Raw genomic sequence first — 23,820 nt, forward strand, 5'->3', positions numbered from 1 at the left:
GGGATACAGGTGAAAGCAGAAAAAATCGTGAGACAGAAGATAAGAACCCCTGATTTTACACCGGGAATCAAGCGGACAGAGACGGGAATGCACTTGTGCGTCGAGGCACCGGGGACATTCTGCCATCTGGCAATTTATGAGACAGGTAAAAAACAGGGTGTTCGGATCCCATTTTCCCCGGAAGAACGGGTGGGGGATCTCTGGATGATGGAGCTTGCGGGCGATGATTTTTCGGGACTGGAATACACGATCGAGACCGAGCAGGGGGAGCTGCCGGATCCGTGCGGGCGTATCTATACAGGACATGAGCGCTGGGGCGATCTAAAAGCTGCGCTCCGTCCGATGCGCTGCCGTTTTCCGGAAGAAACGTATGACTGGGAAATGGATCAGCCGCTGAAACATCCATATGATGAGACGATCCTGTACCGCTTGCATGTGCGCGGATTTACCCGTCATACTTCTTCTGGCGTCGGGGAGCGGGGAACGTTCCGTGCGCTGACGGAGAAAATTCCCTATTTAAAGGAATTGGGTATCACAGCAGTTGAATTAATGATGCCGAATGAATTTCAGGAAGTGATGATGGAGGATGGGGCAGACGGGAATCCATATGCGACCGGGGCACCGACCGGACGGCTCAATTACTGGGGCTATGGGGAGGGATACCTGTTCGCGCCGAAAGCTTCATATACATCTGGGAAAGAGAAAGAACCGGAGCGGGAATTTAAGGATCTGGTGAAGGAATTTCATAAAAATGATATTGAGGTGCTGGTTGAGCTTTATTTTACCGGGAAGGAGAGCGCGGCGCTGGCGCAGGAGGCAGTCCGTTTCTGGGTTTACGAGTACCATGTGGATGGCGTGCACCTGTCCGGGTTTGCGCCGGCCGAACTGCTGGCGTCGGATCCGCTGTTAGCTGATACGAAGCTATTAGCTGGTTCCTGGGATGGCGTGCGCGTGCCAAAAACGGCAGCGGCATCGAAGCTGCGGGAGCGCCGTTGGCATCTGGGCGAGTACAATGAGGGATTTTTGACCGATATGCGCCGGGTATTAAAGGGCGATGAGGATCAGGTCGGCCGTCTCATTTACCAGACACGCCGGAATCCGGACGCATATGGCGTGATCAACTATATGGCGGCGACAAATGGCTTTACGATGATGGATATGGTTTCCTGTGAGCAGAAGCACAACGAGGCGAACGGGGAGAATAACCGGGACGGAAACGATTATAATTATACGTGGAACTGCGGCATCGAGGGCACGACGCGGAAAAGGAAGATTGTGCAGATGCGGAAAAAACAGCTCCGCAACGCATTTCTGCTGCTCTTTTTGAGTCAGGGAACACCGATGTTTTTAGCGGGCGATGAGTTCGGCAATTCCCAGAACGGCAACAATAATGCTTACTGTCAGGACAATGAGATTTCCTGGCTCAACTGGCATCAGCTGGAGACAAACCGGGATATTTATGAATTTGTAAAATATATGATAGCGTTCCGCAAAGCGCATCCAGTGTTCCACCTGCCGATGGAGCCGAAAAATATTGATTACCTCGTCTGCGGACACCCGGACGTTTCCTACCACGGCGTCAAAACATGGTGCCCGGAGTTTGAAAACTTCCGCCGCCAGCTCGGTATTCTCTACTGCGGCGAGTACGGGCGGAGAGCGGACGGCACCAGCGATGACTATTTCTTTGTCGCCTACAATATGCACTGGGAGCCGCATGAATTTGATCTTCCGAAACTTCCGAAGGGAATGCAGTGGACTCTGTGCATCAACACAGACGACGCAGACAATAACGGAATCTGTCCGCCGGAAAGCCTAGAGGCAGGGCAGGAGCCGCAGGAAGAGCTTCGCCAGTATATGGTTCCGCCGCGGAGTATTCTGGTATTTCGCGGCTTTAAGCCAATTTCCGGTCCGGCATCCGAAAAGGATGGCAAAAAAGCCGGGAAAGTGGTAAAATCGGTAAAACGGCAGAATGTCAGAAAAGAACCGGCAAAGGAAGCGGAGACTGTGGTTGCGGCAGCGCGCGAACTGTAAGAACGGAATTGAAAGAGGATAAAGCAAGTTGAAAAAGAAACTTTTTAGAGGGCTGGCAGCCGCCCTGTGTGCTGCCATGATGGCAGGGAGCGCGGCGCTTCCGGCATATGCGGCGGGTCCGTCACGGGAATCGGTTCCCTATGCGGATTCCTATGCCTCCTATCAGTGGGCTTTTTTAAATACAGGTGAACTGCGTCTGGTGCCGAGCCATACGGCGGCGGTGGATGCAGCGATTGGGGCGATTACCGGCAGCCCGGCGCTCTCAGCAGATGGAACGGTTCGTTCTCTGGAAGGGATCGATATAAATATTGTCCCGGCATGGAAGAAATATGGCGCGAAAAGTGGAAAACGTCAGGTGATTGTGGCGCTGATTGATACAGGGGTTGACATAACTCACCCGGAGCTTAGCGGTTCGATCTGGACGAATACGGGGGAAATCCCGGGCGATGGCATTGACAATGACGGAAATGGTTATATCGATGACGTTTACGGCTGGAATTTCTATGATAATAATGCCCAGGTATTTACCGGGGCGGATGACAATCATGGTACCCACTCGGCGGGCACGATCGCGGCGGCGAGAAATGGAGTCGGAACGGTTGGAATCTGCGATTCGGCGTATGTGAAGATCATGGTGATCAAGACGCTTGGAACATCGTCCGGTGTCGGAACCGTCAGCAATGTGGTTAAGGCGATCCGGTATGCGCAGGCGAATGGCGCGTCGATCTGCAATCTGAGCTTTGGGACGATGAAATATAGCGAGGAGCTGTATCAGGCGATCAAGGATTCGGAGATGCTGTTTATTGTGGCGGCTGGAAACGGTGACGCCTCCGGCAATGGCTACAGCATCGATGAGCAGCCGATGTACCCGGCAAGCTTTGAACTGGACAATATCATTTCCGTGGCAAACCTGCGCTTTGACGGTCAGCTCGACCGTGCGTCCAATTACGGGGTGAGAAGCGTGGATTTGGCAGCGCCGGGCAATTATATCCTGAGCACGATCACGGGCAATGACTATGCCTACATGAGCGGCACATCGATGGCGGCGCCGATGGTGACCGGAACGGCGGCAATGCTGTACTCCTGCGATGCGTCCCTGTCGCTTATGGATGTGAGAAACCGTATTCTGCAGTCGGCGCGGCCGATTGAGAGTCTGTCCGGCAAGGTGGCAACCGGCGGTATGCTGGATGCCGGGGCGGCAATGCCGTAGATGGGAAGTTACTGTTCGCAGGTAGGCACTTTTGGAACCGAAAGTGCCGTAAGAAAACGTGGTGGCAGCAGGAATTTGCCGTATTTAAATGCGAAGCCACGGCAAATTCCGTTACTGGGCACGTATGCGTGAACAGTAACGATGGGAAAAACGAAAAGAAAGATTGTTAAAAAAATATTGAAATTCTTGTTTGTATATGATACTATGAACGGGTGAGATAATTGCCCCGCAGATTCATATGTTTATATGTATGAAGACGGAGTAATTACCATGATTTCTTCGGGGCAGGGCGAAATTCCCTACCGGCGGTATAGTCCGCGAACCGCGATGGCGGCCGATTCGGTGAGATTCCGAAACCGACAGTATAGTCTGGATGAGAGAAGAGGCAGGAGTCAGAGAGTGTACCGCTTGAGCGTAAGCAGGCTGGTGTACATCGGCTAAGTTGCGATTTATTATCCCAGGTCCCGAACAACCTGGGATTTTTTTAGTTTTACAAATGCAGTTAGTCCGGCACTTGATTCATACTCCTCCTTCGGAGAAATGAGTTTTAAAACCGAAAGGAGATTTAAGATGAAGACAGGAAAATGGAGTATTCAAAAATTGATTTATACGGCGATGCTGGCAGCGGTTGCTGGCGTGCTGATGTCATTGGAATTTTCGGTTCCGATGATGCCGCCGTTTTATAAGGTGGATTTCAGTGATGTACCGTCTGTGATTGCCGTGTTTCTGATGGGACCGGTATCCGGTATCTGTGTAGAAGTCATCAAGCTGTTAATCAAGCTGATTACTGTCGGAACTAACACGATGTACGTCGGTGAGCTGGCCAACCTGATTGCGGCGTTCCTGTTCGTATGGCCGCTGTGGTTCCTCTATCAGAAGCTGGGCGCTAACCGTAAGGCAGCTGTAGAAGCACTTCTGCTCAGTATCGTGATCCGCACCGCGTGTGCATGCTTTATCAATGCGAACATTACGCTTCCGTTATATGCGAAAGCGATGAGCCTGCCGCTGGATGAAGTGATCCGCATGGTGGCGTCGGTCAACCCGGCGATCAAAGACCTGAATGGATTTATCATCCTGGCGACGATCCCATTCAACGTATTGAAAGTGGGACTCAACTATATCGTTGGACAGCTTTTGTTTGTACGCCTGCGTGCGGCGAAGATTGTGCCGAAAGCAGTATAAAATGAAATAAGAGGAATGGTTTGACGGATTTGGCTGTTTGCTGTGAAACGGCAGAACCATTTCATAGAAAGGATTGTCGGGAAACCGCTGGGAAAGCTGCCTGGGGGAAGAATCCCGGACAATCCTTTTTTGTTTGATGGAACGTGCAAAGACATATCTGTTTTTATAAGAGGAGGAGATACTATGATACGTAACTATAGAGATTTGACAAGATGGGAAATGGAGCAGGTGGACCGTGAGAACACGATTGTCCTGATTCCGCTCGGGGCGCTGGAACAGCACGGCAATCAGGCACCACTGGGAACGGATGATATTATCGCGGAGGCGATGAGTCAGGAGATCAAAAAGGCACTGGAGGCAGAGGGGGAAGAAGACTTCCCGATGCTGCTGTTTCCGGTGATTCCGGTGGGCTTAAGTACAGAGCATAAGAATTTCTGCGGTTCGGTCACAGTCCGGCCGGACACTTACTATCATCTCTTATATGATATATGCGTCAGCCTGGCGCATCACGGTTTTAAGAAGCTGGCTTTTTTGGTATGCCATGGTGGGAATGCGCCGATTGCGCAGGTTTTAAGCCGGGAACTTCGGAGTGAGCTGGGGATTGCACCGTTTATCCTTTCATCGGGGGCATTTGGTCATCCGGATGTAAAAGCAACGATTTCAAAGGGGAATATCTGGGATTTCCACGGTGGAGAGATGGAGACATCGATGGTAATGGCGGTCGATGAGAGTCTTGTGAAGCTGGAACTTTCGGAAGCGGGAGAGCCGACGGCGTTTGAGAAGACCCGCGCCCTGAAGCCATACGGTCCGGTTTCGATCGGCTGGGTGTCGGAGGACTGGAAAACAAAAGACGGATCGCCGATTGGAATTGGAGGAGATCCGTCTGGTGCAAGCGCCGAGAAGGGGCGAATTATATTAGAGACGAGTGCGCGGGAACTGGTCCCGGGGCTGTTAGATATCCGGGATTGGAATGAATAGGAATCAAACTTAAAAATGGGGTGTCTATGTCATCCGAATACCAGTGTTATTTACCAGATTCCCAGCGTCCGGATGCACCGCATGGTAATACCAGTCCGGTGCGGGTAACCGGAAGTCCCAGCTCGTCCGATTTCACTGTGCCGCCGTGGGTGGAGGCAACTTCGGTTGAGAGCATATAGGTCAGGACGGACGGCGCCAGCCCGGTGGTGTAGGAGTTGATGAGGAAGAAGAGCGGGTTGTCCGATAACAGTTTCGTACAGAGCTGCACGAACGGGTAAATCGAAGTTTCGATCTTCCAGATCTCGCCTTTCGGTCCGCGGCCGTAGGACGGCGGGTCCATGATGATTCCGTCGTAATGGTTGCCGCGGCGGATCTCACGCTCAACAAATTTCACACAGTCATCGACGATCCAGCGGATGGGTGCATTTTCCAGCCCGGAGGAACGGGAGTTTTCCTTCGCCCAGGCTACCATGCCCTTGGAGGCGTCCACATGGGTCACGCTGGCGCCGGCTGCGGCTGCCGCCAGGGTAGCGCCGCCTGTGTAGGCAAAGAGGTTTAAAACCTTGATTGGGCGTCCGGCATTGCGGATGCGGTCACCGAACCAGTCCCAGTTTGCCGCCTGCTCCGGGAAGAGGCCTGTGTGCTTGAAGCTGAACGGTTTTAAGTTAAAGGTCAGTTCTTTGTAATGGATCGACCATTGCTCCGGCAGGTCGAAAAATTCCCATTCGCCGCCGCCCTTGGAGCTTCTGTGGTAGTGTCCGTTCATCTTTTTCCAGCCGCGGTGTGTCTTGGGGGTGTTCCAGATAACCTGCGGGTCCGGGCGAACCAGAAGATAGTCGCCCCACCGCTCCAGTTTCTCTCCTTCGGAGCAGTCAATCACTTCATAATCGTTCCATCCATCTGCAATCCACATAAAATTTTATCCTTTCAAAAAAATGAGGCGCAAACCCCGGAAAAGGGTATCTGCCGCCTTTATAATCGGTGTTATCCATAAGCCATTTCCATCCAAATGGCATAAATGGTTACTGTTCCCGGGTAGGCACTTTTGGAACCGAAAGTGCCGTAAGAAAACGTGGTGACAGCAGGAATTTGCCGTATTTAAATGCGAAGCCACGGCAAATTCCGTTACTGGGCACGATGCGTGCACAGTAACCATAAACGCAGTCTGTCTGACCGGAAAAACGGTTCAGTTGAAATGCATACCTAATTATATCGGTCATTGATTGGCGTGTCAAACCTTTTGAACGGCTTCCTGCCAAAAAAAAGTAAATAAATTGAAAGATAAATCTCCTTGAAGATTCCTACATCTCCTGTTAAAATGTATATTAGGTAAAAGATAGATTGCACGTATCTGGAACAAAACAAGGCGTTATAAGCATCTGATGCAGTCTCCACACGACGGGAAGTGTGCGAATGCGCAGCAGGTGGGAGAATAGACGTTATCAATCGTGAACTGGGAGGGCTTGTATATGAAGAAACAGAAACTGGCAGTCTGCGTCCTTTCCGCAGCGCTGATGATAGGGGCGGCGACCCTGACATCTTACGCGGCAGAAGGCTGGCAGCAGTCTGGAAACAGCTGGATATATGTGGACAACAATGGCAACAAGGTGACGAATACCTGGAAGAAGGGCGCAGACAATCTCTGGCGCTATCTCGATTCCCAGGGCAACATCGCGTCGAACTGCTGGGTGGACGACGAATACTTTGTCGAGAGTACCGGCATCATGGCGACTGACAAGTGGCTGAAACTGCCGAAGCGCAATCCGGCATGGAACGAGACTTCCGCTACGACGGTCTGGTACTATTTCTCCACCAGCGGAAAGATGGTATCCGACGGCTGGTCCAAGATCGGCGGTAAGTACTATTACTTCGACGGTGATGGAGCGATGCAGACGGGCTGGGTGGATGATGACACCTACTACACGAATGCAGATGGTGTCATGCAGATCGGCTGGGCATATCTGGAAGATCCGGATGATACCAAAAAGGACGATGATGAAGTGAAACCCGGCGACGACGATGAGGATCATCATTGGTACTACTTTCAGAGTTCAGGAAAGAAATATGTGCCTTCTTTAGGCGGTGCCAAATATAAACAGTATAAGATTGACGGAACCTACTACTGCTTCGACGAAAACGGAGCGATGCAGACCGGCTGGGTCGATATGGGAAATTCCTCTGGATTTGCAAATTACCGTTATTATCAGAGCAACGGTCAGGTACAGACTGGCTGGCTCTCCACGACTCCGCCGGAGGAGGATGATTACAATCTGGATCTCGGCAGCGATGTACAGTGGTATTATTTTTCAAGCAACGGCGAGCCGAAGGTGGGTCCGAAGATTTCTGACGCTTCGACGAGCAACCTGGTCCGCATCAACAATATTACCTACTTATTTAATGAGAAGGGCAACCCGGTCTATGGTCTGAGACGTCTGGAGGTAGGAACGAGCGGTCAGTATGCCTGCTATTTCTTCGGCGCGGACAAGGCGACCAGCTCAGTCGTAAAAGGCAAGGGAAATGTAGTAGAGGGCGACGGAACGACCGGACAGTTCTATTTCGCTGACAGCGGCAACAAGGCTGGACGCGGCTACTCAGGTGTGGAGGATGGATTCCTGTACTACATGGGTAAGCTTCAGAAGGCAGACAGCGGTACCAAGTATGAAGTCATTGAAGTCAATGACAAAAACTATCTGGTAACGACGAGCGGCAAGGTAGTGAAATCCAGCACCGTGAAGGATGCGAACGGCACAAAGTTTAAGACAAGCTCTGCGGGTGTTGTCACAGAGGTGGACGGCACAAGCGACGATGGCAGCGACGAGGCTAGAACCCCGGTGGAACCGACGTATTGGGAGGATTAATTAAAAAAGCTGGGAGTCTTCTCGACTGAGATAAAATTTCTGCATGGAAATATATTCTTGTGGATAAACAGGAGTTTCTTCTATATATAAGGTGTAATTACCCACCGGAAGAAGAAACTCCTGTTTTTTCTTGAAAAATATAGATTTTTTCTTAAAAAAACACTTGCATTTCCCAGAAAGCTGTGTTATTATAACGAAGCTGTGGCATGATAGCGATGAAACGAGAGGTTGCTGCTTATGATAAGCAGGTTATTCCGCGGAGCGAATGTCAAGTTAGGAAACTGGCGACAAGTCACTGTACAAGAATAGAGTATCCTGAAGACAAATGACGGATTTGGTGTGTGGACTGCGAGGACACACACGGGTATGTGTACAGTCACCGCTTGTCGTGCTTAATAGTACGAAAAGGAGGCGACTTTTTTTATGGCAAGTCAAGTAATGAGAATCACACTGAAAGCTTATGATCATCAGCTGGTAGATACATCCGCTGCAAAAATCATTGAGACTGTAAAGAAAAACGGATCAAAGGTGAGTGGACCGGTGCCGCTGCCAACTAAGAAAGAGGTAGTAACCATTCTGCGAGCAGTTCATAAGTACAAAGATTCCAGAGAGCAGTTCGAGCAGAGAACTCATAAGAGACTCATCGATATCATTGCTCCGAGCCAGAAGACAGTTGATGCACTGCAGAGACTGGAAATGCCGGCTGGCGTGTCCATCAACGTAAAGATGAAAAACAAATAATTAAGAATCCTATACTAGTTTAGATAGAGACATCTGGACAGTTCTAGGATGAACGCGGGAGTTTGACGAACGCGTTCCGCTGTAGAAAAACAGGAGGTCAGATTAATGAAGAAAGCGATTTTAGCTACCAAAGTCGGAATGACTCAAATCTTCAACGAAGACGGAGTTTTAACTCCAGTAACCGTTCTTCAGGCTGGACCGTGTGTTGTTACACAGGTTAAGACAGAAGAGAACGATGGCTACAAAGCAGTACAGGTTGGTTTTGTAGACAAGAGAGAAAAACTTGTGACAAAGCCGGTTAAGGGTCATTTTGACAAAGCAGGCGTTGCTTACAAGAGATATGTAAGAGAGTTCCGCTTAGAGAATGCTGAAGAGTATTCTGTAAAAGACGAAATCAAGGCAGACATCTTCGCAGCAGGCGATAAAATTGATGCAACTGCTATTTCCAAAGGTAAAGGTTTCCAGGGTGCCATCAAGAGACACGGCCAGCACAGAGGACCGATGGCTCACGGTTCCAAGTTCCATCGTCATCAGGGTTCCAACGGTTCTGCAACCACACCGGGACGCGTATTTAAGGGCAAAGGAATGCCGGGTCACATGGGCAGCGTAAAAGTAACTGTTCAGAACCTGGAGGTTGTTAAGGTTGATACTGAGAACAACTTACTCCTTGTTAAAGGCTCTGTACCGGGACCGAAGAAATCCTTAGTAACAATCAAAGAGACAGTAAAGGTCGCTAGATAAGGCTTTTACGGGAAAGGAGGAACATACAGATGGCAAACGTATCTGTTTTCAATTTAGAAGGCAACGAAGTTGGCACATTAGAACTGAATGATGCTGTATTCGGTGTAGAAGTAAATGAACATCTGGTTCACATGGCAGTTGTAGCACAGCTTGCTAACAAACGTCAGGGAACTCAGAAAGCAAAAACCCGTTCCGAAGTTTCCGGCGGTGGTAAGAAACCGTGGAGACAGAAAGGTACCGGACATGCAAGACAGGGTTCAACAAGAGCTCCGCAGTGGACGGGCGGCGGCGTAGTATTCGCTCCGACACCACGTGATTATACAATCCGTTTAAATAAGAAAGAGAAGAGAGCTGCTCTTAAATCCGCTCTGACAAGCCGTGTAAACGAGAACAAGTTCATCGTAGTTGAGGCTATGAACTTCGACGAGATCAAGACAAAGAAATTTGTTGAGGTTATGAACAACCTGAAAGTAAACAAAGCTTTAGTTGTTCTGGATGAGGCTTGTGACAAGGCTGTATTATCCGCTAGAAACGTGGCAGACGTTAAGACTGCTTCCGTAAGCACCATCAACGTTTACGATATCCTGAAATACAACACAGTAGTAGCAACCAAAGCTGCTGTAGCTTCTATCGAGGAGGTATATGCATAATGGCAAACGTACAGTACTATGACGTAATCCTCAAACCGGTTGTAACTGAGAAGAGTATGAATGCTATGACAGACAAGAAATACACCTTCCTGGTACACACCGAGGCAAACAAAACTATGATCAAAGAAGCCGTTGAGAAGATGTTCCCGGGCACCAAAGTTAAGAGTGTCAACACCATGAACATGGACGGCAAGACAAAGAGAAGAGGCATGACCTTCGGTAAGACAGCTGCAACAAAGAAAGCTATCGTTCAGCTGACCGAGGACAGCAAAGAGATCGAGATCTTCGCTGGTTTATAATTCATCCTCAATAGACAATTATACGACGAACACTATGTCGTGAAAAACATGAAGAAACGCCAGGAGGCGTTGAACGAAAGGAGTCAAAGTCATGGGAATTAAATCTTACAGCCCATATACACCTTCCAGAAGACATATGACCGGCTCTGATTTCTCTGAGATTACAAAATCCACACCGGAGAAATCCTTAGTAGTTTCTTTAAAGAAGAACGCAGGTCGTAACAACCAGGGTAAAATCACCGTTCGTCACAGAGGCGGCGGTTCCAGAAGAAAATATAGAATCATCGACTTCAAGAGAAATGCAAAAGACGGTATCGCAGCAACCGTACTTGGTATCGAGTACGATCCGAACCGTACAGCAAACATCGCTCTGATCTGCTACGCAGACGGCGAGAAAGCTTATATCCTTGCTCCGGCTGGTTTACAGGTTGGACAGAAGGTTATGAGCGGTGCAGAGGCTGAGGCAAAAGTTGGTAACTGCTTACCGCTTTCTGAAATCCCGGTTGGTGCACAGATTCACAACATCGAGCTTCTTCCGGGCAAGGGTGGTCAGCTGGTTCGTTCCGCTGGTAACTCTGCTCAGTTAATGGCTAAAGAAGGCAAATATGCAACCCTTAGATTACCGTCCGGAGAGATGAGAATGGTTCCGATCAGCTGCCGCGCTACTATCGGTGTAGTTGGCAACGGCGACCACAACCTGATCAATATCGGTAAGGCTGGTAGAAAACGTCACATGGGTATTCGTCCGACTGTCCGCGGTTCTGTTATGAACCCGAATGACCATCCGCATGGTGGTGGTGAGGGCAAGACCAGTATCGGTCGTCCAGGTCCTTGCACACCTTGGGGCAAACCGGCACTCGGCCTGAAGACCAGAAAGAAAAACAAACAGTCTAATAAGTTAATCGTAAGAAGAAGAAACGGTAAACAGTAATAGGAGGTATACTAATGGGTCGTTCATTAAAAAAAGGACCATTTGCAGATGCTCATCTTTTAAAGAAAGTAGATGAGATGAACGCAGCAGGACAGAAACAGGTTATCAAAACCTGGTCCCGCCGTTCCACAATCTTCCCGCAGATGGTTGGACATACAATCGCAGTTCACGATGGTAGAAAACATGTTCCGGTATACGTGACAGAGGACATGGTTGGACATAAACTCGGTGAGTTCGTAGCCACTAGAACTTACAGAGGCCACGGAAAAGACGAGAAGAAAGCAGGACGTAAGTAAGTTACGCTTGAAAGGAGGTTTCACCAATGGCTAAAGGACATAGATCCCAGATTAAAAGAGAAAGAAATGCTAATAAGGATACGAGACCGTCGGCTAAGCTGTCTTACGCCAGAGTATCCGTTCAGAAAGCATGCTTCGTATTAGATGCCATCAGAGGCAAAGATGTGAAGACAGCGCTTGGTATTGTAACATACAATCCTAGATATGCTTCTACTTTAATTAAAAAATTACTCGAGTCTGCTGTTGCTAACGCAGAGAACAACAACCAGATGAATCCGGAGAACCTGTACGTTGCAGAATGCTTCGCTAACAAGGGACCGACAATGAAGAGAGTAAAACCGAGAGCACAGGGCCGCGCTTACAGAATCGAAAAGAGAATGAGCCACATCACAATCGTGCTTGATGAGAAATAAGAGGAGGCAATTATGGGACAGAAAGTTAATCCGCACGGCTTAAGAGTCGGTGTTATTAAAGACTGGGATTCCAGATGGTATGCGGAAGCTGATTTTGCAGATAACCTGGTAGAGGATCACAAAATCAGAACCTTCCTTAAGAAGAAATTATACAGCGCCGGTGTTTCCAAAATCGAAATCGAGCGCGCTTCTGATAAAGTAAAAATCATTCTTTACACTGCTAAACCGGGCGTTGTTATCGGTAAGGGCGGCGCAGAGATCGAGAAGACAAAAGCTCAGGTTCAGAAATTAACTGACAAGAAAGTTTTTGTAGACATCAAAGAAGTTAAGAGACCAGACAGAGACGCTCAGCTCGTTGCAGAGAACATCGCTCAGCAGCTTGAGAACCGTATTTCCTTCCGTCGTGCGATGAAGTCCGCTATGGGCAGAACCATGAAGGCTGGAGCTAAGGGTATCAAGGCTTCCGTATCCGGACGTCTTGGCGGTGCTGATATGGCTCGTACAGAGTTCTACAGCGAGGGCACTATCCCGCTTCAGACATTAAGAGCAGATATTGACTACGGTTTCGCTGAGGCAAACACAACATACGGCAAGACCGGTGTTAAGGTTTGGATCTACAAAGGCGAGGTACTTCCTGCGAAAGGAAATAAGGAAGGGAGCGATAAATAATGTTAATGCCGAAAAGAGTAAAGCGTCGTAAACAGTTCCGTGGTACCATGGCCGGCAAGGCGCTTAGAGGAAATGTAATCAACTACGGTGAGTACGGTTTAGTCGCTACAGAACCGTGCTGGATCAAATCCAACCAGATCGAGGCAGCCCGTGTTGCCATGACCCGTTACATCAAACGTGGTGGTAAAGTTTGGATTAAGATTTTCCCGGATAAACCAGTAACTGCTAAACCGGCTGAGACTCGTATGGGTTCCGGTAAAGGCGCACTTGAGTACTGGGTAGCAGTAGTAAAACCAGGCCGCGTAATGTTTGAGATCGCGGGTGTACCAGAGGAGACAGCGAGAGAAGCGCTTCGTCTTGCTATGCACAAACTTCCGTGCAAGTGCAAGATTGCTTCTAAAGCAGATTTAGAAGGCGGTGATAACAGTGAAAATTAATAAGTATGTAGAAGATTTAAAAGCTAAGACATCTGCAGAATTAAACGAAGAATTAGTAGCTGCTAAGAAGGAACTCTTCAACTTAAGATTCCAGAACGCTACCAACCAGCTGGATAATACAAGCAGAATTAAAGAAGTTCGCAGAAACATCGCTCGTATTCAGACTGTTATTACAGAGAAAGCGAACTAATTATCATAGATTCCTAAAATAGGAAAGGAGATATCTACCGTGGAAAGAAATCTTAGAAAAACACGTACCGGTAAGGTAGTAAGCAACAAGATGGACAAAACAATCGTAGTTGCTATCGAAAACCACGTAAAACATCCTTTAATCGGTAAGATTGTTAAGAGAACTTATAAATTAAAAGCACACGACGAGAACAACGAGTGCGGTATCGGTGATACTGTAAAGGTAATGGAAACAAGACCGTTATCCAAGGATAAGAGATGGAGACTCGTCGAAATTATCGAGAAAGCGAGATAATTTCTAAATCAGAAAGGAGTATTGGGCATGATTCAGCAGGAGACCAGATTAAAGGTTGCCGACAATACCGGTGCGAAAGAATTACTCTGTATCCGCGTTATGGGCGGCTCTACTAGAAGATATGCAAATATTGGCGATGTAATCGTTGCCAGCGTTAAAGATGCAACACCAGGCGGTGTTGTAAAGAAAGGCGATGTAGTGAAGGCCGTTGTTGTACGTACCGTTAAGGGCGCACGCCGTAAAGATGGTTCCTACATCAAATTTGATGAGAACGCAGCCGTTATCATCAAAGACGACAAGAACCCGAGAGGAACCCGTATTTTTGGGCCGGTTGCCAGAGAGCTTCGTGAGAAACAGTTTATGAAGATTGTTTCCCTGGCTCCGGAAGTACTGTAGGAGGTGTCAGCTGTGCATAAAATTAAAAAAGGCGACCTGGTAAAGGTTATCACAGGTAAAGACAAAGACAAAACCGGAAAAGTTCTTTCCGTTAATGTAAAGAAGAATACAGTCCTGGTTGAGGGATGCAACATGGTAACAAAGCATACCAAACCGTCTGCAGCTAATCAGCAGGGCGGCATCATCCATCAGGAAGGCGCGCTTGACATTTCCAACGTTATGCTGGTAGTGGATGGCAAGGCTACGAGAGTTGGCTTCAAAGTAGAAGACGGCAAGAAAGTCCGCGTTGCTAAGGCAACCGGTAAAGTAATTGACTAATACAGAGAGGAGGAACGTTAAAATTGGCTAGATTAAAAGAAATGTATCAGAGCGAAATCGTAGACGCTATGATCAAAAAATTCGGATATAAAAATATCATGGAAGTGCCGAAGCTGGACAAGATTGTTATCAACATGGGTGTTGGCGAGGCAAAAGAAAATGCTAAAGTTCTGGACTCTGCTGTAAGAGATATGGAAATCATCACTGGCCAGAAGGCAGTTCTTACAAAAGCGAAAAAATCAGTCGCTAACTTCAAACTTAGAGAGGGTATGGCTATCGGCTGTAAAGTTACCCTGCGTGGCGAGAAGATGTATGAGTTCGCTGATCGTCTGATCAACCTGGCTCTTCCGCGAGTAAGAGACTTCCGCGGTGTAAATCCGAACGCATTTGACGGCAGAGGCAACTACGCTCTGGGTATCAAAGAGCAGCTTATCTTCCCGGAGATCGAGTACGATAAAGTAGATAAGGTAAGAGGTATGGATATCATCTTCGTTACCACTGCTAAGACCGACGAAGAAGCACGTGAGCTGTTAACTCAGTTCAACATGCCATTTGCTAAATAATAGGAGGATTTATCATGGCTAAAACTTCAATGAAGATTAAACAGCAGCGTCCGGCAAAATTCTCCACCAGAGAATATAACCGCTGCAGAATCTGCGGTCGTCCGCATGCATATTTAAGAAAATACGGCATCTGCAGAGTTTGCTTCCGTGAATTAGCTTACAAGGGCGAAATTCCGGGCGTAAAGAAAGCAAGCTGGTAGGCATTGAGCACTTGATGAGGTAGTTTCGAATCTAGTGCGAAAGCCCGTCCCGAGACTTAGTGAGTCAGAGTCGAAGACGATAGACGAGCTTAGTCGAGTGGACGATGCCTATATTATAGAGGACACATCCTAGTGTTCCCAAAACCCACCGAAACCCACTTACAGTAAGTGGTAGTCAAATTATAAGGAGGCACACTCAAAATGACAATGAGCGATCCGATTGCAGATATGCTTACAAGAATCCGTAATGCTAACACTGCAAAACATGATACAGTAGATGTTCCGTCTTCCAAGATGAAATTAGCAATCGCTGACATCCTGGTAAAGGAAGGTTTCATCAAGAAATATGACGTTGTTGAGGACGGCAATTTCAAGACTATCCGTATTACCTTAAAGTACGGTAAAGACAAAAACGAGAAAATCATCTCCGGCATCAAGAGAATTTCCAAACCGGGTCTGCGTATCTACGCAAACAAGGAAGATATGCCGAAGGTACTGGGCGGTTTAGGTGTAGCTATCATCTCCACCAACCAGGGCGTTATCACTGACAAGCAGGCAAGAGAACTCGGCGTAGGCGGAGAAGTTCTTGCATTTGTTTGGTAAGCCGAAAGCATCATCATCGGTTTAGACAAGGTATAGATACAACTGAAAACAGAGAAGCCGCTCAGGCTTCTCCGAAAATCTAAGTAGGAGGTAAAAGGCATGTCACGTATCGGAAGAATGCCAGTTGCGATTCCGGCGGGCGTAACCGTAACAATCGCAGAGAACAATTTAGTGACTGTAAAAGGTCCGAAGGGAACTCTTGAGAGAGAACTCCCGGTTGAGATGAACATCAAAGAAGAGGATGGTCATATCGTAGTTACCAGACCGAACGACTTAAAGAAAATGAAATCTTTACACGGTCTGACAAGAACCTTAATTAACAACATGATTCATGGTGTAACAGAAGGCTATGAGAAAGTCCTGGAAGTTAACGGTGTTGGTTACAGAGCAGCGAAGCAGGGCAAGAAACTGGTTCTCAGCCTTGGTTACTCCCATCCGGTAGAGATGGAAGATCCGGAAGGCATTGAGACTGTTCTGGAAGGACAGAACAAGATCACTGTTAAAGGTATCAGCAAAGAAAAAGTTGGCCAGTATGCAGCTGAGATTCGGGATAAGAGAAGACCTGAGCCGTACAAGGGCAAAGGTATTAAGTATGCCGATGAGGTTATCAGACGTAAAGTTGGTAAGACTGGTAAGAAATAATTAAGGAGAGTGTGAAGATGGTTAGCAAACAGTCAAGAAGCGAAATTCGCGTTAAAAAACACGTTAGATTACGCAACCGTTTTTCTGGCACAGCCGAGAGACCGCGTTTAGCAGTGTTTAGAAGTAATAATCATATGTATGCTCAGATCATTGATGATACAGTTGGAAAAACTTTAGTAGCAGCTTCCACTGCCGAGAAGGAAGTTAAAGCTGAACTGGAGAAGACGAACGATGTTGCAGCAGCAGCTCACGTTGGAACTGTAATCGCTAAGAGAGCGCTTGAAAAAGGTATTAAAGAAGTTGTCTTCGATAGAGGCGGATTTATTTACCACGGAAAAGTTCAGGCATTAGCAGATGCAGCCCGCGAGGCTGGTCTGGAATTCTAGTAGGAAGGAGAACATACACATGAAACGTACAAAAATTGATGCCAACCAGTTCGAGTTAGAGGATACTGTAGTGGCAATCAAACGTGTATCCAAGACCGTTAAGGGCGGACGTACAATGCGTTTTTCCGCTTTAGTAGTAGTTGGAGATAAAAACGGCCACGTTGGTGCTGGTATGGGAAAAGCTGCTGAGGTTCCGGAAGCAATCCGCAAGGGCAAAGAGGCAGCTGCCAGAAACCTGATGGAGGTTCCGTTCGATGAGAACAATAGCATCCCGCACGATTTCCTCGGCAAATTCGGAAGCGCTAACGTACTTCTGAAGAAGGCTCCGGAAGGTACCGGTATTATCGCTGGTGGTCCGGCTCGTGCCGTACTGGATCTGGCTGGTTACAAGAACATCCGTACAAAATCCCTTGGTTCCAACAACAAGGCAAACGTAGTTCTTGCTACCCTGGCAGGCTTAGGTTCTTTAAAGACTCCGGAAGAGGTTGCAAAACTTCGCGGTAAGTCTGTAGAAGAAATTCTGAACTAATAGGAGGAGATAAAAATGGCAGAGAAATTAAAAATCACATTGGTTAAGTCTCCTATTGGCGCTATCCCGAAGCAGAAAGCAACGGTTGCAGCTCTTGGTTTAAACAAGACTGGCAAGACAGTTGAGCAGCCGGACAACGCCGCTATCAGAGGCATGATCCAGAATGTTAGACATTTAGTTAAAGTAGAGGAAATCTAAGATATTTGCAAGGAGGTGCAGTCATGGATTTATCCAATTTAAAGCCGGCGGTAGGCTCTAAGCACAGCGACAGCTTCAGAAGAGGTCGTGGTCACGCATCAGGCAACGGTAAGACTGCTGGTAAGGGACATAAGGGACAGAAAGCTCGTTCCGGCGCTCCGAGACCAGGATTTGAAGGCGGTCAGATGCCGTTATATAGACGTCTCCCGAAGAGAGGCTTCACAAACAGAAATTCTAAGACCATCGTTGGTATCAACGTAAGCGCTCTTGAGAGATTCGAGAACGACACAGTTGTTACGGTTGAAACATTAATCGAAGCAGGCATCGTAAAGAACCCGCGTGACGGCGTTAAGATCCTCGGCAATGGCGAGCTGACCAAAAAGCTGAACGTAAAGGTTGATGCGGTAAGTGAAGGCGCGAAAGCTAAGATCGAGGCCGTTGGCGGAACCTGCGAGGTGATCTAATATGTTAAAAACGCTCCAGAATGCATTTAAGATAAAAGAGGTCAGAGAAAAACTCCTCTATACGTTCTTTATGCTGGTTGTGACCCGTATCGGATCGCAGCTGCCGATTCCCGGAGTTAATACAACATTTTTCCAGGAACTGTTTACAAGACAGTCCAATGATGCGTTTGGTTTCTTCAATACGATTACCGGCGGTTCGTTCACGAACATGTCGGTATTCGCATTGAGTATTACCCCGTACATCACTTCTTCCATTATCATGCAGCTTCTGACAATTGCAATTCCGAAATTAGAGGAAATGCAGCAGGAGGGCGAGGACGGAAGAAAGAAGATTGCGGAATATACGCGTTACCTTACGGTTGCACTGGCGCTGATGCAGTCCGTCGCTATGGCGATCGGTTTCGGCGGCAAGGGACTTTTAGTTGAGTTTACTGCCCTGAATGTGATTGTCGCTATTGTGACAATGACAGCCGGAAGTGCCATGCTGATGTGGATCGGTGAGCGAATCACCGAGAACGGCGTCGGAAACGGTATTTCTATCGTGCTTCTGTTCAATATCATTTCAACCATGCCAAGCGATATGATTACGCTCTATGAGCGTTTCCTGCAGGGCAAGATCGTGGCGGTTGCAGTTGTAACAGCCGTGATTATCGTAGCGGTTATCGTAGCGATGGTTGTATTTGTTATCATTTTACAGGATGCAGAGCGGAGAATTCCGGTTCAGTATTCTAAAAAGATGCAGGGACGTAAGATGGTTGGCGGTCAGTCCACAAGCATCCCGTTAAAAGTAAATACAGCAGGTGTTATTCCTGTTATCTTTGCTTCATCCCTGATGTCTTTCCCGGTGGTAATTGCTGGATTTTTCCAGGTTAATTATGACACCATCGGAGGAAAGATTCTTCTGGCTCTGAATTCCAGCTCCTGGTTTAATCCAGAGCGTCCGGCTTATTCAGTTGGTTTAATTGTCTACATCGCGTTGATTATTGTGTTTGCGTATTTCTACACATCCATTACATTCAACCCGCTTGAAGTAGCAAACAACATGAAGAAATCTGGCGGCTTCATCCCGGGCATTCGTCCAGGAAAGCCAACATCCGATTACCTGGATGGAATTCTGGAGTATATTATACTGATTGGTGCCTGCGGACTGATCATTGTCTGCCTGGTTCCGATCATTGTCTCTGGACTGTTCTCAGTGAGCCGTCTCTCCTTCGGAGGTACTTCTCTTATCATTATCGTAGGTGTAGTACTTGAGACAATCAAAGCAGTCGAATCACAGATGCTGGTTCGCAACTATAAAGGATTCTTAAACGACTAAGACAACTCGCTTTCTGGGCGGGAGCTTGCTTACTTTACGGCTGGAGGTGGCCGGAGACAGCTCCTGCCTGGAGGCGATTCTGTTGTATATAGGGAGATTGTAACCATTATGAAGATTGTTATGTTAGGAGCACCGGGAGCCGGAAAAGGAACACAGGCTCAGAGAATTGCAGAAAAATACGGCATTCCGCACATTTCTACCGGAGATATTTTCCGTTCCAATATCAAGGCAGGCACAGAGCTTGGTAAAAAAGCAAAATCGTTCATCGATCAGGGGCTTTTAGTACCGGACGAGGTAACGATCGGCATGCTTCTTGACCGGATCCATGAGGCTGACTGCAAGAACGGCTATATTCTGGATGGATTCCCAAGAACGATCCCGCAGGCTGAGAGTCTGACAGAGGCGCTGGCAGCAAACGGCGAGGCGATTGATTTCGCGCTCAACGTAGATGTGCCGGATGCAAACATCGTAAACCGCATGGCAGGACGCCGTGCGTGCTTAAAGTGCGGCGCTACCTACCACATCCAGTTCGCAGCACCGAAAAAAGAAGGAATCTGCGACAAGTGCGGTTCTGAGCTGGTGCTTCGTGATGATGACAAGCCGGAGACTGTACAGAAACGTCTGGAAATATACCATGACCAGACACACCCGCTGATCGAGTACTATGAGAAGAAGGGCGTTCTTCATACGGTAGACGGTACACAGACCATGGAAGACGTATTCAAGAACATTACGGATATTTTGGGAGCTTAAAACATGGCAGTGACGATAAAATCTCCCAGGGAGATTGAACTGATGCGTGAGGCGGGAAGAATTCTCGCCAAAACGCATGAGGAACTGGCGAAGAATCTTCGGCCGGGTATGTCCACCTGGGATATTGATCATATGGGAGAGGAAATCATCCGGAGTTACGGCTGCATTCCCTCGTTCAAAAATTACAACGGCTATCCCGCATCGATCTGTGTCTCTGTCAATGATGAGGTTGTACATGGAATCCCGCACAAGGAACATTTTCTCGATGAGGGAGACATCGTCAGTCTGGATGCAGGAGTGATCTACAAAGGATACCACTCAGACGCAGCCCGGACTTACGGCATCGGAGAGATCGACGATGATGCCAAAAAACTGATTGAAGTTACCAGACAGAGCTTCTTTGAGGGAATTAAATTTGCCAAAGCTGGCAATCATCTCAATGACATCTCTGCAGCGATCCAGAAATATGCCGAAAGTTTCGGTTTTGGTGTTGTCAGGGATCTGGTTGGTCATGGAATCGGTTCCCATCTGCATGAGGATCCGGAGATTCCGAATTTTGCAAGAAAAAGAAAAGGAATTCTCTTACAGCCCGGCATGACGCTCGCGATCGAGCCGATGATTACCGAGGGCAGCTACGAAGTAGTCTGGCTCGATGATGACTGGACCGTCATGACGGAAGATGGCGGCTGGGCTGCTCATTATGAAAATACGATTCTTATTACAGAGGGCGAACCTGAGATCCTTTCCTTATAAAGAAGAAGTAAGCTGGGGAAGTTTTTACGAAGACCTAAGCAGGCTTTCCGATTACAGTATGTACGCATCTTGAGGCAGATGTCCGAGCCGATCAATAAGGCGGGCAATGGCAAAAATTCTTTGTCGAAGACAAATCTGCATGAATTTTTGCCTTGTTTGCGAGCTAAGTGAGCAAATAGGCAAGCGAACAAACTGTAATCTGAGAAGCCTGCGGCGGGAGCGGAAACACCTGTCTACAGAAACGGAGATCAGAATGACGGAATATGGAACTGGCTGTCTGGTCCGCTCACTTGCGGGCCACGACAAAGGCACTTATTATATTATAGTCAGAGAAGATGCACGCTACGTGTATCTGGCAGACGGACGCACTAAAACCGCCGCCAAGCCGAAACGCAAGAAGAGAAAGCACGTGCAGTTCTCCCACAAATGGGATGAGGCGCTGGCAGCCCAGTTTGCGGACGGCGCGGCAGTCCAGGATGAAGCGATCCGCTATTTCATTCAGAAATCATTGCAGGGAGGTATATAGAATGTCGAAAGCAGATGTAATTGAGATTGAGGGCGTAGTAGCAGAGAAGCTGCCGAACGCTATGTTTAAGGTAGAACTGGAAAACGGACACATCGTACTTGCTACGATCAGCGGAAAACTCCGTATGAACTACATCCGTATTCTGCCGGGCGATAAGGTTACAATGGAAATGTCGCCATACGATCTCTCTAAGGGAAGAATCATTTGGAGAGATAAATAAAGACCAATCCATTTTTCTCAATAAAAATATTGAGAGAAGTGTAAATTTCGCTTGCATTATAGGATTTTAAATGTTATAATGCTTTAGCGAACTTTGTTGAAGCATCAGGTAAGATCCGCCCTTTTGTCCTCTCACGGCAGGGGGATGGAACGAGTCTGTTGTACCTGTAAGTCCGACACAGGACTGCAATAGGTTATAAAAAATTGTATGTCCGAGATTGGACGGACTATTACGGAAAGGAGAATTGCTGTGAAGGTTAGATCATCGGTTAAACCAATTTGCGAAAAGTGCAAGATCATCAAGAGAAAAGGCAGTATCAGAGTAATCTGTGAGAATCCGAAGCACAAACAAAGACAGGGCTAATTTGATTTAGCACCTATTTTTTCGCGCGGCTTTCTATTATGAACCACTCGGATGAGTTGTTCAGTAGTTTAAGCAAATTTATACATTATCAACGAAGAAGTAAGAAAAACTAATGGAGGTGTACTACACACATGGCTCGTATTTCAGGTGTCGATTTACCAAGAGAGAAACGCGTAGAGATCGGCTTGACTTACATCTACGGTATCGGTAGAGCAAGTGCAGCCCGTATCCTGGCCGAAGCTGAAGTTAATCCTGACACTCGTGTTAAGGACTTAACTGACGACGAAGTTAAGAAGCTTGCGGCAATCATCGCTGACAGTCAGGTGGTTGAGGGTGATCTGAGAAGAGAGATCGCTATGAACATCAAGAGACTGCAGGAGATTGGATGCTACAGAGGCATCCGTCATAGAAAGAGCCTTCCGGTTCGTGGTCAGAAGACAAAGACCAACGCTAGAACTCGTAAGGGTCCGAGAAAGACAGTAGCAAACAAGAAGAAATAATTAAGTAACAAGGAAACTGAATCAGGTTAGGTTTAGCAACAGGATTCAATATTTGAGAAAGTAGGTTAGTTTAAAATGGCTAAAAAAGTGTCCACTGGCAAGAAAGTGACAAAAAAGCGTGTAAAGAAAAACGTTGAACGCGGACAGGCGCACATCCAGTCATCTTTTAATAACACAATCGTTACTTTAACAGATGCACAGGGTAATGCCTTATCATGGGCAAGTGCAGGCGGTCTGGGATTTAGAGGTTCAAGGAAATCTACTCCATATGCAGCTCAGATGGCTGCAGAAACTGCAACGAAGGCAGCTCTTATCCATGGCTTAAAGTCTGTAGACGTTATGGTAAAAGGTCCGGGATCAGGTCGTGAAGCAGCAATCCGTGCTCTTCAGGCATGTGGTCTGGAAGTAACAAGCATTAAGGACGTAACTCCGGTTCCGCATAACGGATGCCGTCCGCCGAAACGTAGAAGAGTCTAATTAGGAGGTGCAAGTAAAGTGGCAGTAGATAGAGTTCCTGTACTTAAAAGATGTAGATCTCTTGACCTTGATCCGGTTTATTTAGGAATCGACAAGAAATCAACGAGAAAATTAACGAGAGCCAACAGAAAGATGAGCGAGTATGCACTCCAGCTGAGAGAGAAGCAGAAAGCAAAATTCATCTACGGTGTGTTAGAGAAACCGTTTAGAAATTACTATGCAAAAGCATCCAGAATGAATGGTCAGGTCGGTGCTAACCTGATGATCCTTCTGGAGTGCAGACTGGATAATGTATTATTCAGAATGGGCTTTGGCCGTACAAGAAAAGAGACACGTCAGATCGTAGATCACAAGCACGTTCTCGTAAACGGCAAGAGCGTAAACATCCCGTCCTACTTAGTTAAGGCTGGCGATGTAATCGAGATCAAAGAGAAGTACAAATCTTCACAGAGATATAAAGATATCGCTGAGGTAACCGGCGGAAGAATGGTACCGGCATGGCTGGAAGTTGACGCTGAGAACCTGAAAGGTACTGTTAAAGAGTTACCGAGCAGAGACGAAATTGACGTTCCTGTAAACGAAGTGCTTATCGTCGAGCTGTACTCCAAATAATAAGAAGTATTACTATTATGTTAGTCCAGAATCTCCCATGTATCTGCTTTGGCAGCTGCTTGGGAGATTCCGAGACTAC

General features: G+C 47.5%; 36 protein-coding genes and 1 riboswitch. Of the genes, 35 read left to right on the plus strand and 1 reads right to left on the minus strand.

The window, feature by feature from the left end; translation table 11 throughout:
- Positions 1 to 9 precede the first annotated feature (9 nt).
- The 4 genes from DWX68_RS01250 (at position 10) to DWX68_RS01265 (ending at position 5,401) form a co-directional block, all read left to right on the plus strand.
- Entirely contained in the window at positions 10 to 2,031 is a 2,022-nt protein-coding gene (locus tag DWX68_RS01250) for an alpha amylase C-terminal domain-containing protein (protein ID WP_243027441.1), read from the plus strand.
- A gap of 28 nt (positions 2,032 to 2,059) precedes the next feature.
- The gene (locus DWX68_RS01255) at positions 2,060 to 3,241 is read left to right on the plus strand and encodes a S8 family peptidase (protein WP_243027443.1); all 1,182 of its coding nucleotides are present in this window, start codon (positions 2,060 to 2,062) and stop codon (positions 3,239 to 3,241) included.
- Positions 3,242 to 3,512: 271 nt separating this feature from the next.
- Positions 3,513 to 3,630, plus strand: a riboswitch (FMN riboswitch).
- Between the two features lie 181 nt (positions 3,631 to 3,811).
- A complete protein-coding gene (locus DWX68_RS01260) occupies positions 3,812 to 4,423 on the plus strand; it encodes an ECF transporter S component (RefSeq protein WP_022360580.1) in 612 nt (203 codons plus the stop codon).
- Between the two features lie 183 nt (positions 4,424 to 4,606).
- Positions 4,607 to 5,401, plus strand: a complete 795-nt coding sequence (locus DWX68_RS01265; protein ID WP_107000797.1) for a creatininase family protein — start codon at positions 4,607 to 4,609, stop codon at positions 5,399 to 5,401.
- 46 nt (positions 5,402 to 5,447) lie between these two features.
- Here DWX68_RS01265 and DWX68_RS01270 read toward each other — a convergent pair whose 3' ends face one another.
- The gene (locus DWX68_RS01270; protein WP_117796499.1) at positions 5,448 to 6,314 is read right to left on the minus strand and encodes a class I SAM-dependent methyltransferase; all 867 of its coding nucleotides are present in this window, start codon (positions 6,312 to 6,314) and stop codon (positions 5,448 to 5,450) included.
- 556 nt (positions 6,315 to 6,870) lie between these two features.
- Here DWX68_RS01270 and DWX68_RS01275 point away from each other — a divergent pair.
- From DWX68_RS01275 to rpsD, 31 genes are all read left to right on the plus strand, one after another.
- Positions 6,871 to 8,259 (plus strand): cell wall-binding protein, encoded by a 1,389-nt coding sequence (locus tag DWX68_RS01275; protein ID WP_118628425.1) that lies wholly within the window; start codon positions 6,871 to 6,873, stop codon positions 8,257 to 8,259.
- A gap of 423 nt (positions 8,260 to 8,682) precedes the next feature.
- Positions 8,683 to 9,000 carry a 30S ribosomal protein S10 gene (rpsJ, locus tag DWX68_RS01280; protein WP_022360576.1) on the plus strand — a complete coding sequence of 106 codons (318 nt, stop codon included), beginning with the start codon at positions 8,683 to 8,685 and terminating at the stop codon, positions 8,998 to 9,000.
- Positions 9,001 to 9,105: 105 nt separating this feature from the next.
- On the plus strand, positions 9,106 to 9,741 hold the full coding sequence (gene rplC / locus DWX68_RS01285; protein ID WP_022360575.1) for a 50S ribosomal protein L3: 636 nt from the start codon (positions 9,106 to 9,108) through the stop codon (positions 9,739 to 9,741).
- Between the two features lie 29 nt (positions 9,742 to 9,770).
- Complete coding sequence (rplD, locus tag DWX68_RS01290; RefSeq protein WP_022360574.1) at positions 9,771 to 10,391, plus strand: 50S ribosomal protein L4; 621 nt, start codon at positions 9,771 to 9,773, stop codon at positions 10,389 to 10,391.
- Positions 10,391 to 10,690 (plus strand): 50S ribosomal protein L23, encoded by a 300-nt coding sequence (rplW, locus tag DWX68_RS01295; RefSeq protein WP_022360573.1) that lies wholly within the window; start codon positions 10,391 to 10,393, stop codon positions 10,688 to 10,690. The genes rplD and rplW overlap by 1 nt, the downstream gene beginning before the upstream one ends.
- Positions 10,691 to 10,781: 91 nt before the next feature.
- Positions 10,782 to 11,621, plus strand: a complete 840-nt coding sequence (gene rplB / locus DWX68_RS01300; protein WP_022360572.1) for a 50S ribosomal protein L2 — start codon at positions 10,782 to 10,784, stop codon at positions 11,619 to 11,621.
- A gap of 14 nt (positions 11,622 to 11,635) precedes the next feature.
- Positions 11,636 to 11,917: a 30S ribosomal protein S19 gene (gene rpsS / locus DWX68_RS01305; RefSeq protein ID WP_022360571.1), complete on the plus strand. Its 282-nt coding sequence runs from the start codon at positions 11,636 to 11,638 to the stop codon at positions 11,915 to 11,917.
- A 26-nt stretch (positions 11,918 to 11,943) separates the two neighbouring features.
- Positions 11,944 to 12,330 carry a 50S ribosomal protein L22 gene (rplV, locus tag DWX68_RS01310; RefSeq protein ID WP_022360570.1) on the plus strand — a complete coding sequence of 129 codons (387 nt, stop codon included), beginning with the start codon at positions 11,944 to 11,946 and terminating at the stop codon, positions 12,328 to 12,330.
- 12 nt (positions 12,331 to 12,342) lie between these two features.
- Positions 12,343 to 12,999: a 30S ribosomal protein S3 gene (gene rpsC / locus DWX68_RS01315; RefSeq protein ID WP_022360569.1), complete on the plus strand. Its 657-nt coding sequence runs from the start codon at positions 12,343 to 12,345 to the stop codon at positions 12,997 to 12,999.
- The gene (gene rplP, locus DWX68_RS01320; protein ID WP_022360568.1) at positions 12,999 to 13,436 is read left to right on the plus strand and encodes a 50S ribosomal protein L16; all 438 of its coding nucleotides are present in this window, start codon (positions 12,999 to 13,001) and stop codon (positions 13,434 to 13,436) included. Before rpsC ends, rplP begins: the two co-directional genes overlap by 1 nt.
- Positions 13,426 to 13,626 carry a 50S ribosomal protein L29 gene (gene rpmC / locus DWX68_RS01325; RefSeq protein ID WP_022360567.1) on the plus strand — a complete coding sequence of 67 codons (201 nt, stop codon included), beginning with the start codon at positions 13,426 to 13,428 and terminating at the stop codon, positions 13,624 to 13,626. The genes rplP and rpmC overlap by 11 nt, the downstream gene beginning before the upstream one ends.
- 39 nt (positions 13,627 to 13,665) lie before the next feature.
- The gene (gene rpsQ / locus DWX68_RS01330) at positions 13,666 to 13,920 is read left to right on the plus strand and encodes a 30S ribosomal protein S17 (protein ID WP_107000794.1); all 255 of its coding nucleotides are present in this window, start codon (positions 13,666 to 13,668) and stop codon (positions 13,918 to 13,920) included.
- A 27-nt stretch (positions 13,921 to 13,947) separates the two neighbouring features.
- Entirely contained in the window at positions 13,948 to 14,316 is a 369-nt protein-coding gene (rplN, locus tag DWX68_RS01335) for a 50S ribosomal protein L14 (protein WP_022360565.1), read from the plus strand.
- 12 nt (positions 14,317 to 14,328) lie between these two features.
- Positions 14,329 to 14,634 carry a 50S ribosomal protein L24 gene (gene rplX, locus DWX68_RS01340; RefSeq protein ID WP_022360564.1) on the plus strand — a complete coding sequence of 102 codons (306 nt, stop codon included), beginning with the start codon at positions 14,329 to 14,331 and terminating at the stop codon, positions 14,632 to 14,634.
- A 23-nt stretch (positions 14,635 to 14,657) separates the two neighbouring features.
- Complete coding sequence (rplE, locus tag DWX68_RS01345; RefSeq protein WP_022360563.1) at positions 14,658 to 15,197, plus strand: 50S ribosomal protein L5; 540 nt, start codon at positions 14,658 to 14,660, stop codon at positions 15,195 to 15,197.
- Positions 15,198 to 15,211: 14 nt separating this feature from the next.
- Entirely contained in the window at positions 15,212 to 15,397 is a 186-nt protein-coding gene (locus DWX68_RS01350) for a type Z 30S ribosomal protein S14 (RefSeq protein ID WP_022345134.1), read from the plus strand.
- 201 nt (positions 15,398 to 15,598) lie between these two features.
- Positions 15,599 to 16,000 carry a 30S ribosomal protein S8 gene (rpsH, locus tag DWX68_RS01355; RefSeq protein ID WP_022360562.1) on the plus strand — a complete coding sequence of 134 codons (402 nt, stop codon included), beginning with the start codon at positions 15,599 to 15,601 and terminating at the stop codon, positions 15,998 to 16,000.
- Between the two features lie 99 nt (positions 16,001 to 16,099).
- On the plus strand, positions 16,100 to 16,642 hold the full coding sequence (gene rplF / locus DWX68_RS01360) for a 50S ribosomal protein L6 (protein ID WP_022360561.1): 543 nt from the start codon (positions 16,100 to 16,102) through the stop codon (positions 16,640 to 16,642).
- 17 nt (positions 16,643 to 16,659) lie between these two features.
- Positions 16,660 to 17,028 carry a 50S ribosomal protein L18 gene (gene rplR, locus DWX68_RS01365; RefSeq protein ID WP_022360560.1) on the plus strand — a complete coding sequence of 123 codons (369 nt, stop codon included), beginning with the start codon at positions 16,660 to 16,662 and terminating at the stop codon, positions 17,026 to 17,028.
- Between the two features lie 19 nt (positions 17,029 to 17,047).
- Positions 17,048 to 17,557: a 30S ribosomal protein S5 gene (gene rpsE, locus DWX68_RS01370; RefSeq protein ID WP_022360559.1), complete on the plus strand. Its 510-nt coding sequence runs from the start codon at positions 17,048 to 17,050 to the stop codon at positions 17,555 to 17,557.
- 15 nt (positions 17,558 to 17,572) lie between these two features.
- Entirely contained in the window at positions 17,573 to 17,755 is a 183-nt protein-coding gene (gene rpmD, locus DWX68_RS01375; RefSeq protein ID WP_022360558.1) for a 50S ribosomal protein L30, read from the plus strand.
- 23 nt (positions 17,756 to 17,778) lie between these two features.
- Entirely contained in the window at positions 17,779 to 18,219 is a 441-nt protein-coding gene (rplO, locus tag DWX68_RS01380) for a 50S ribosomal protein L15 (protein WP_022360557.1), read from the plus strand.
- Between the two features lies 1 nt (position 18,220).
- Complete coding sequence (gene secY / locus DWX68_RS01385; RefSeq protein ID WP_107000793.1) at positions 18,221 to 19,537, plus strand: preprotein translocase subunit SecY; 1,317 nt, start codon at positions 18,221 to 18,223, stop codon at positions 19,535 to 19,537.
- A gap of 108 nt (positions 19,538 to 19,645) precedes the next feature.
- Positions 19,646 to 20,290: an adenylate kinase gene (locus DWX68_RS01390; protein ID WP_022360555.1), complete on the plus strand. Its 645-nt coding sequence runs from the start codon at positions 19,646 to 19,648 to the stop codon at positions 20,288 to 20,290.
- A 3-nt stretch (positions 20,291 to 20,293) separates the two neighbouring features.
- Positions 20,294 to 21,043: a type I methionyl aminopeptidase gene (map, locus tag DWX68_RS01395; protein ID WP_117796496.1), complete on the plus strand. Its 750-nt coding sequence runs from the start codon at positions 20,294 to 20,296 to the stop codon at positions 21,041 to 21,043.
- Positions 21,044 to 21,296: 253 nt separating this feature from the next.
- On the plus strand, positions 21,297 to 21,569 hold the full coding sequence (locus DWX68_RS01400) for a hypothetical protein (protein WP_117796495.1): 273 nt from the start codon (positions 21,297 to 21,299) through the stop codon (positions 21,567 to 21,569).
- A 1-nt stretch (position 21,570) separates the two neighbouring features.
- Positions 21,571 to 21,789, plus strand: coding sequence for a translation initiation factor IF-1 (gene infA, locus DWX68_RS01405; protein ID WP_022360552.1), 219 nt, complete (start codon positions 21,571 to 21,573; stop codon positions 21,787 to 21,789).
- A 249-nt stretch (positions 21,790 to 22,038) separates the two neighbouring features.
- Positions 22,039 to 22,152: a 50S ribosomal protein L36 gene (gene rpmJ, locus DWX68_RS01410; RefSeq protein ID WP_003497809.1), complete on the plus strand. Its 114-nt coding sequence runs from the start codon at positions 22,039 to 22,041 to the stop codon at positions 22,150 to 22,152.
- 131 nt (positions 22,153 to 22,283) lie between these two features.
- Positions 22,284 to 22,652, plus strand: a complete 369-nt coding sequence (rpsM, locus tag DWX68_RS01415) for a 30S ribosomal protein S13 (RefSeq protein WP_022360551.1) — start codon at positions 22,284 to 22,286, stop codon at positions 22,650 to 22,652.
- A gap of 75 nt (positions 22,653 to 22,727) precedes the next feature.
- Entirely contained in the window at positions 22,728 to 23,129 is a 402-nt protein-coding gene (gene rpsK, locus DWX68_RS01420; RefSeq protein ID WP_022360550.1) for a 30S ribosomal protein S11, read from the plus strand.
- 18 nt (positions 23,130 to 23,147) lie between these two features.
- Positions 23,148 to 23,741, plus strand: coding sequence for a 30S ribosomal protein S4 (gene rpsD / locus DWX68_RS01425; RefSeq protein WP_107000789.1), 594 nt, complete (start codon positions 23,148 to 23,150; stop codon positions 23,739 to 23,741).
- The last annotated feature ends 79 nt before the right edge of the window (positions 23,742 to 23,820 follow it).

The sequence above is a fragment of the Clostridium sp. AF20-7 genome (assembly GCF_003479275.1).
Lineage (GTDB): Bacteria > Bacillota > Clostridia > Lachnospirales > Lachnospiraceae > Otoolea > Otoolea fessa.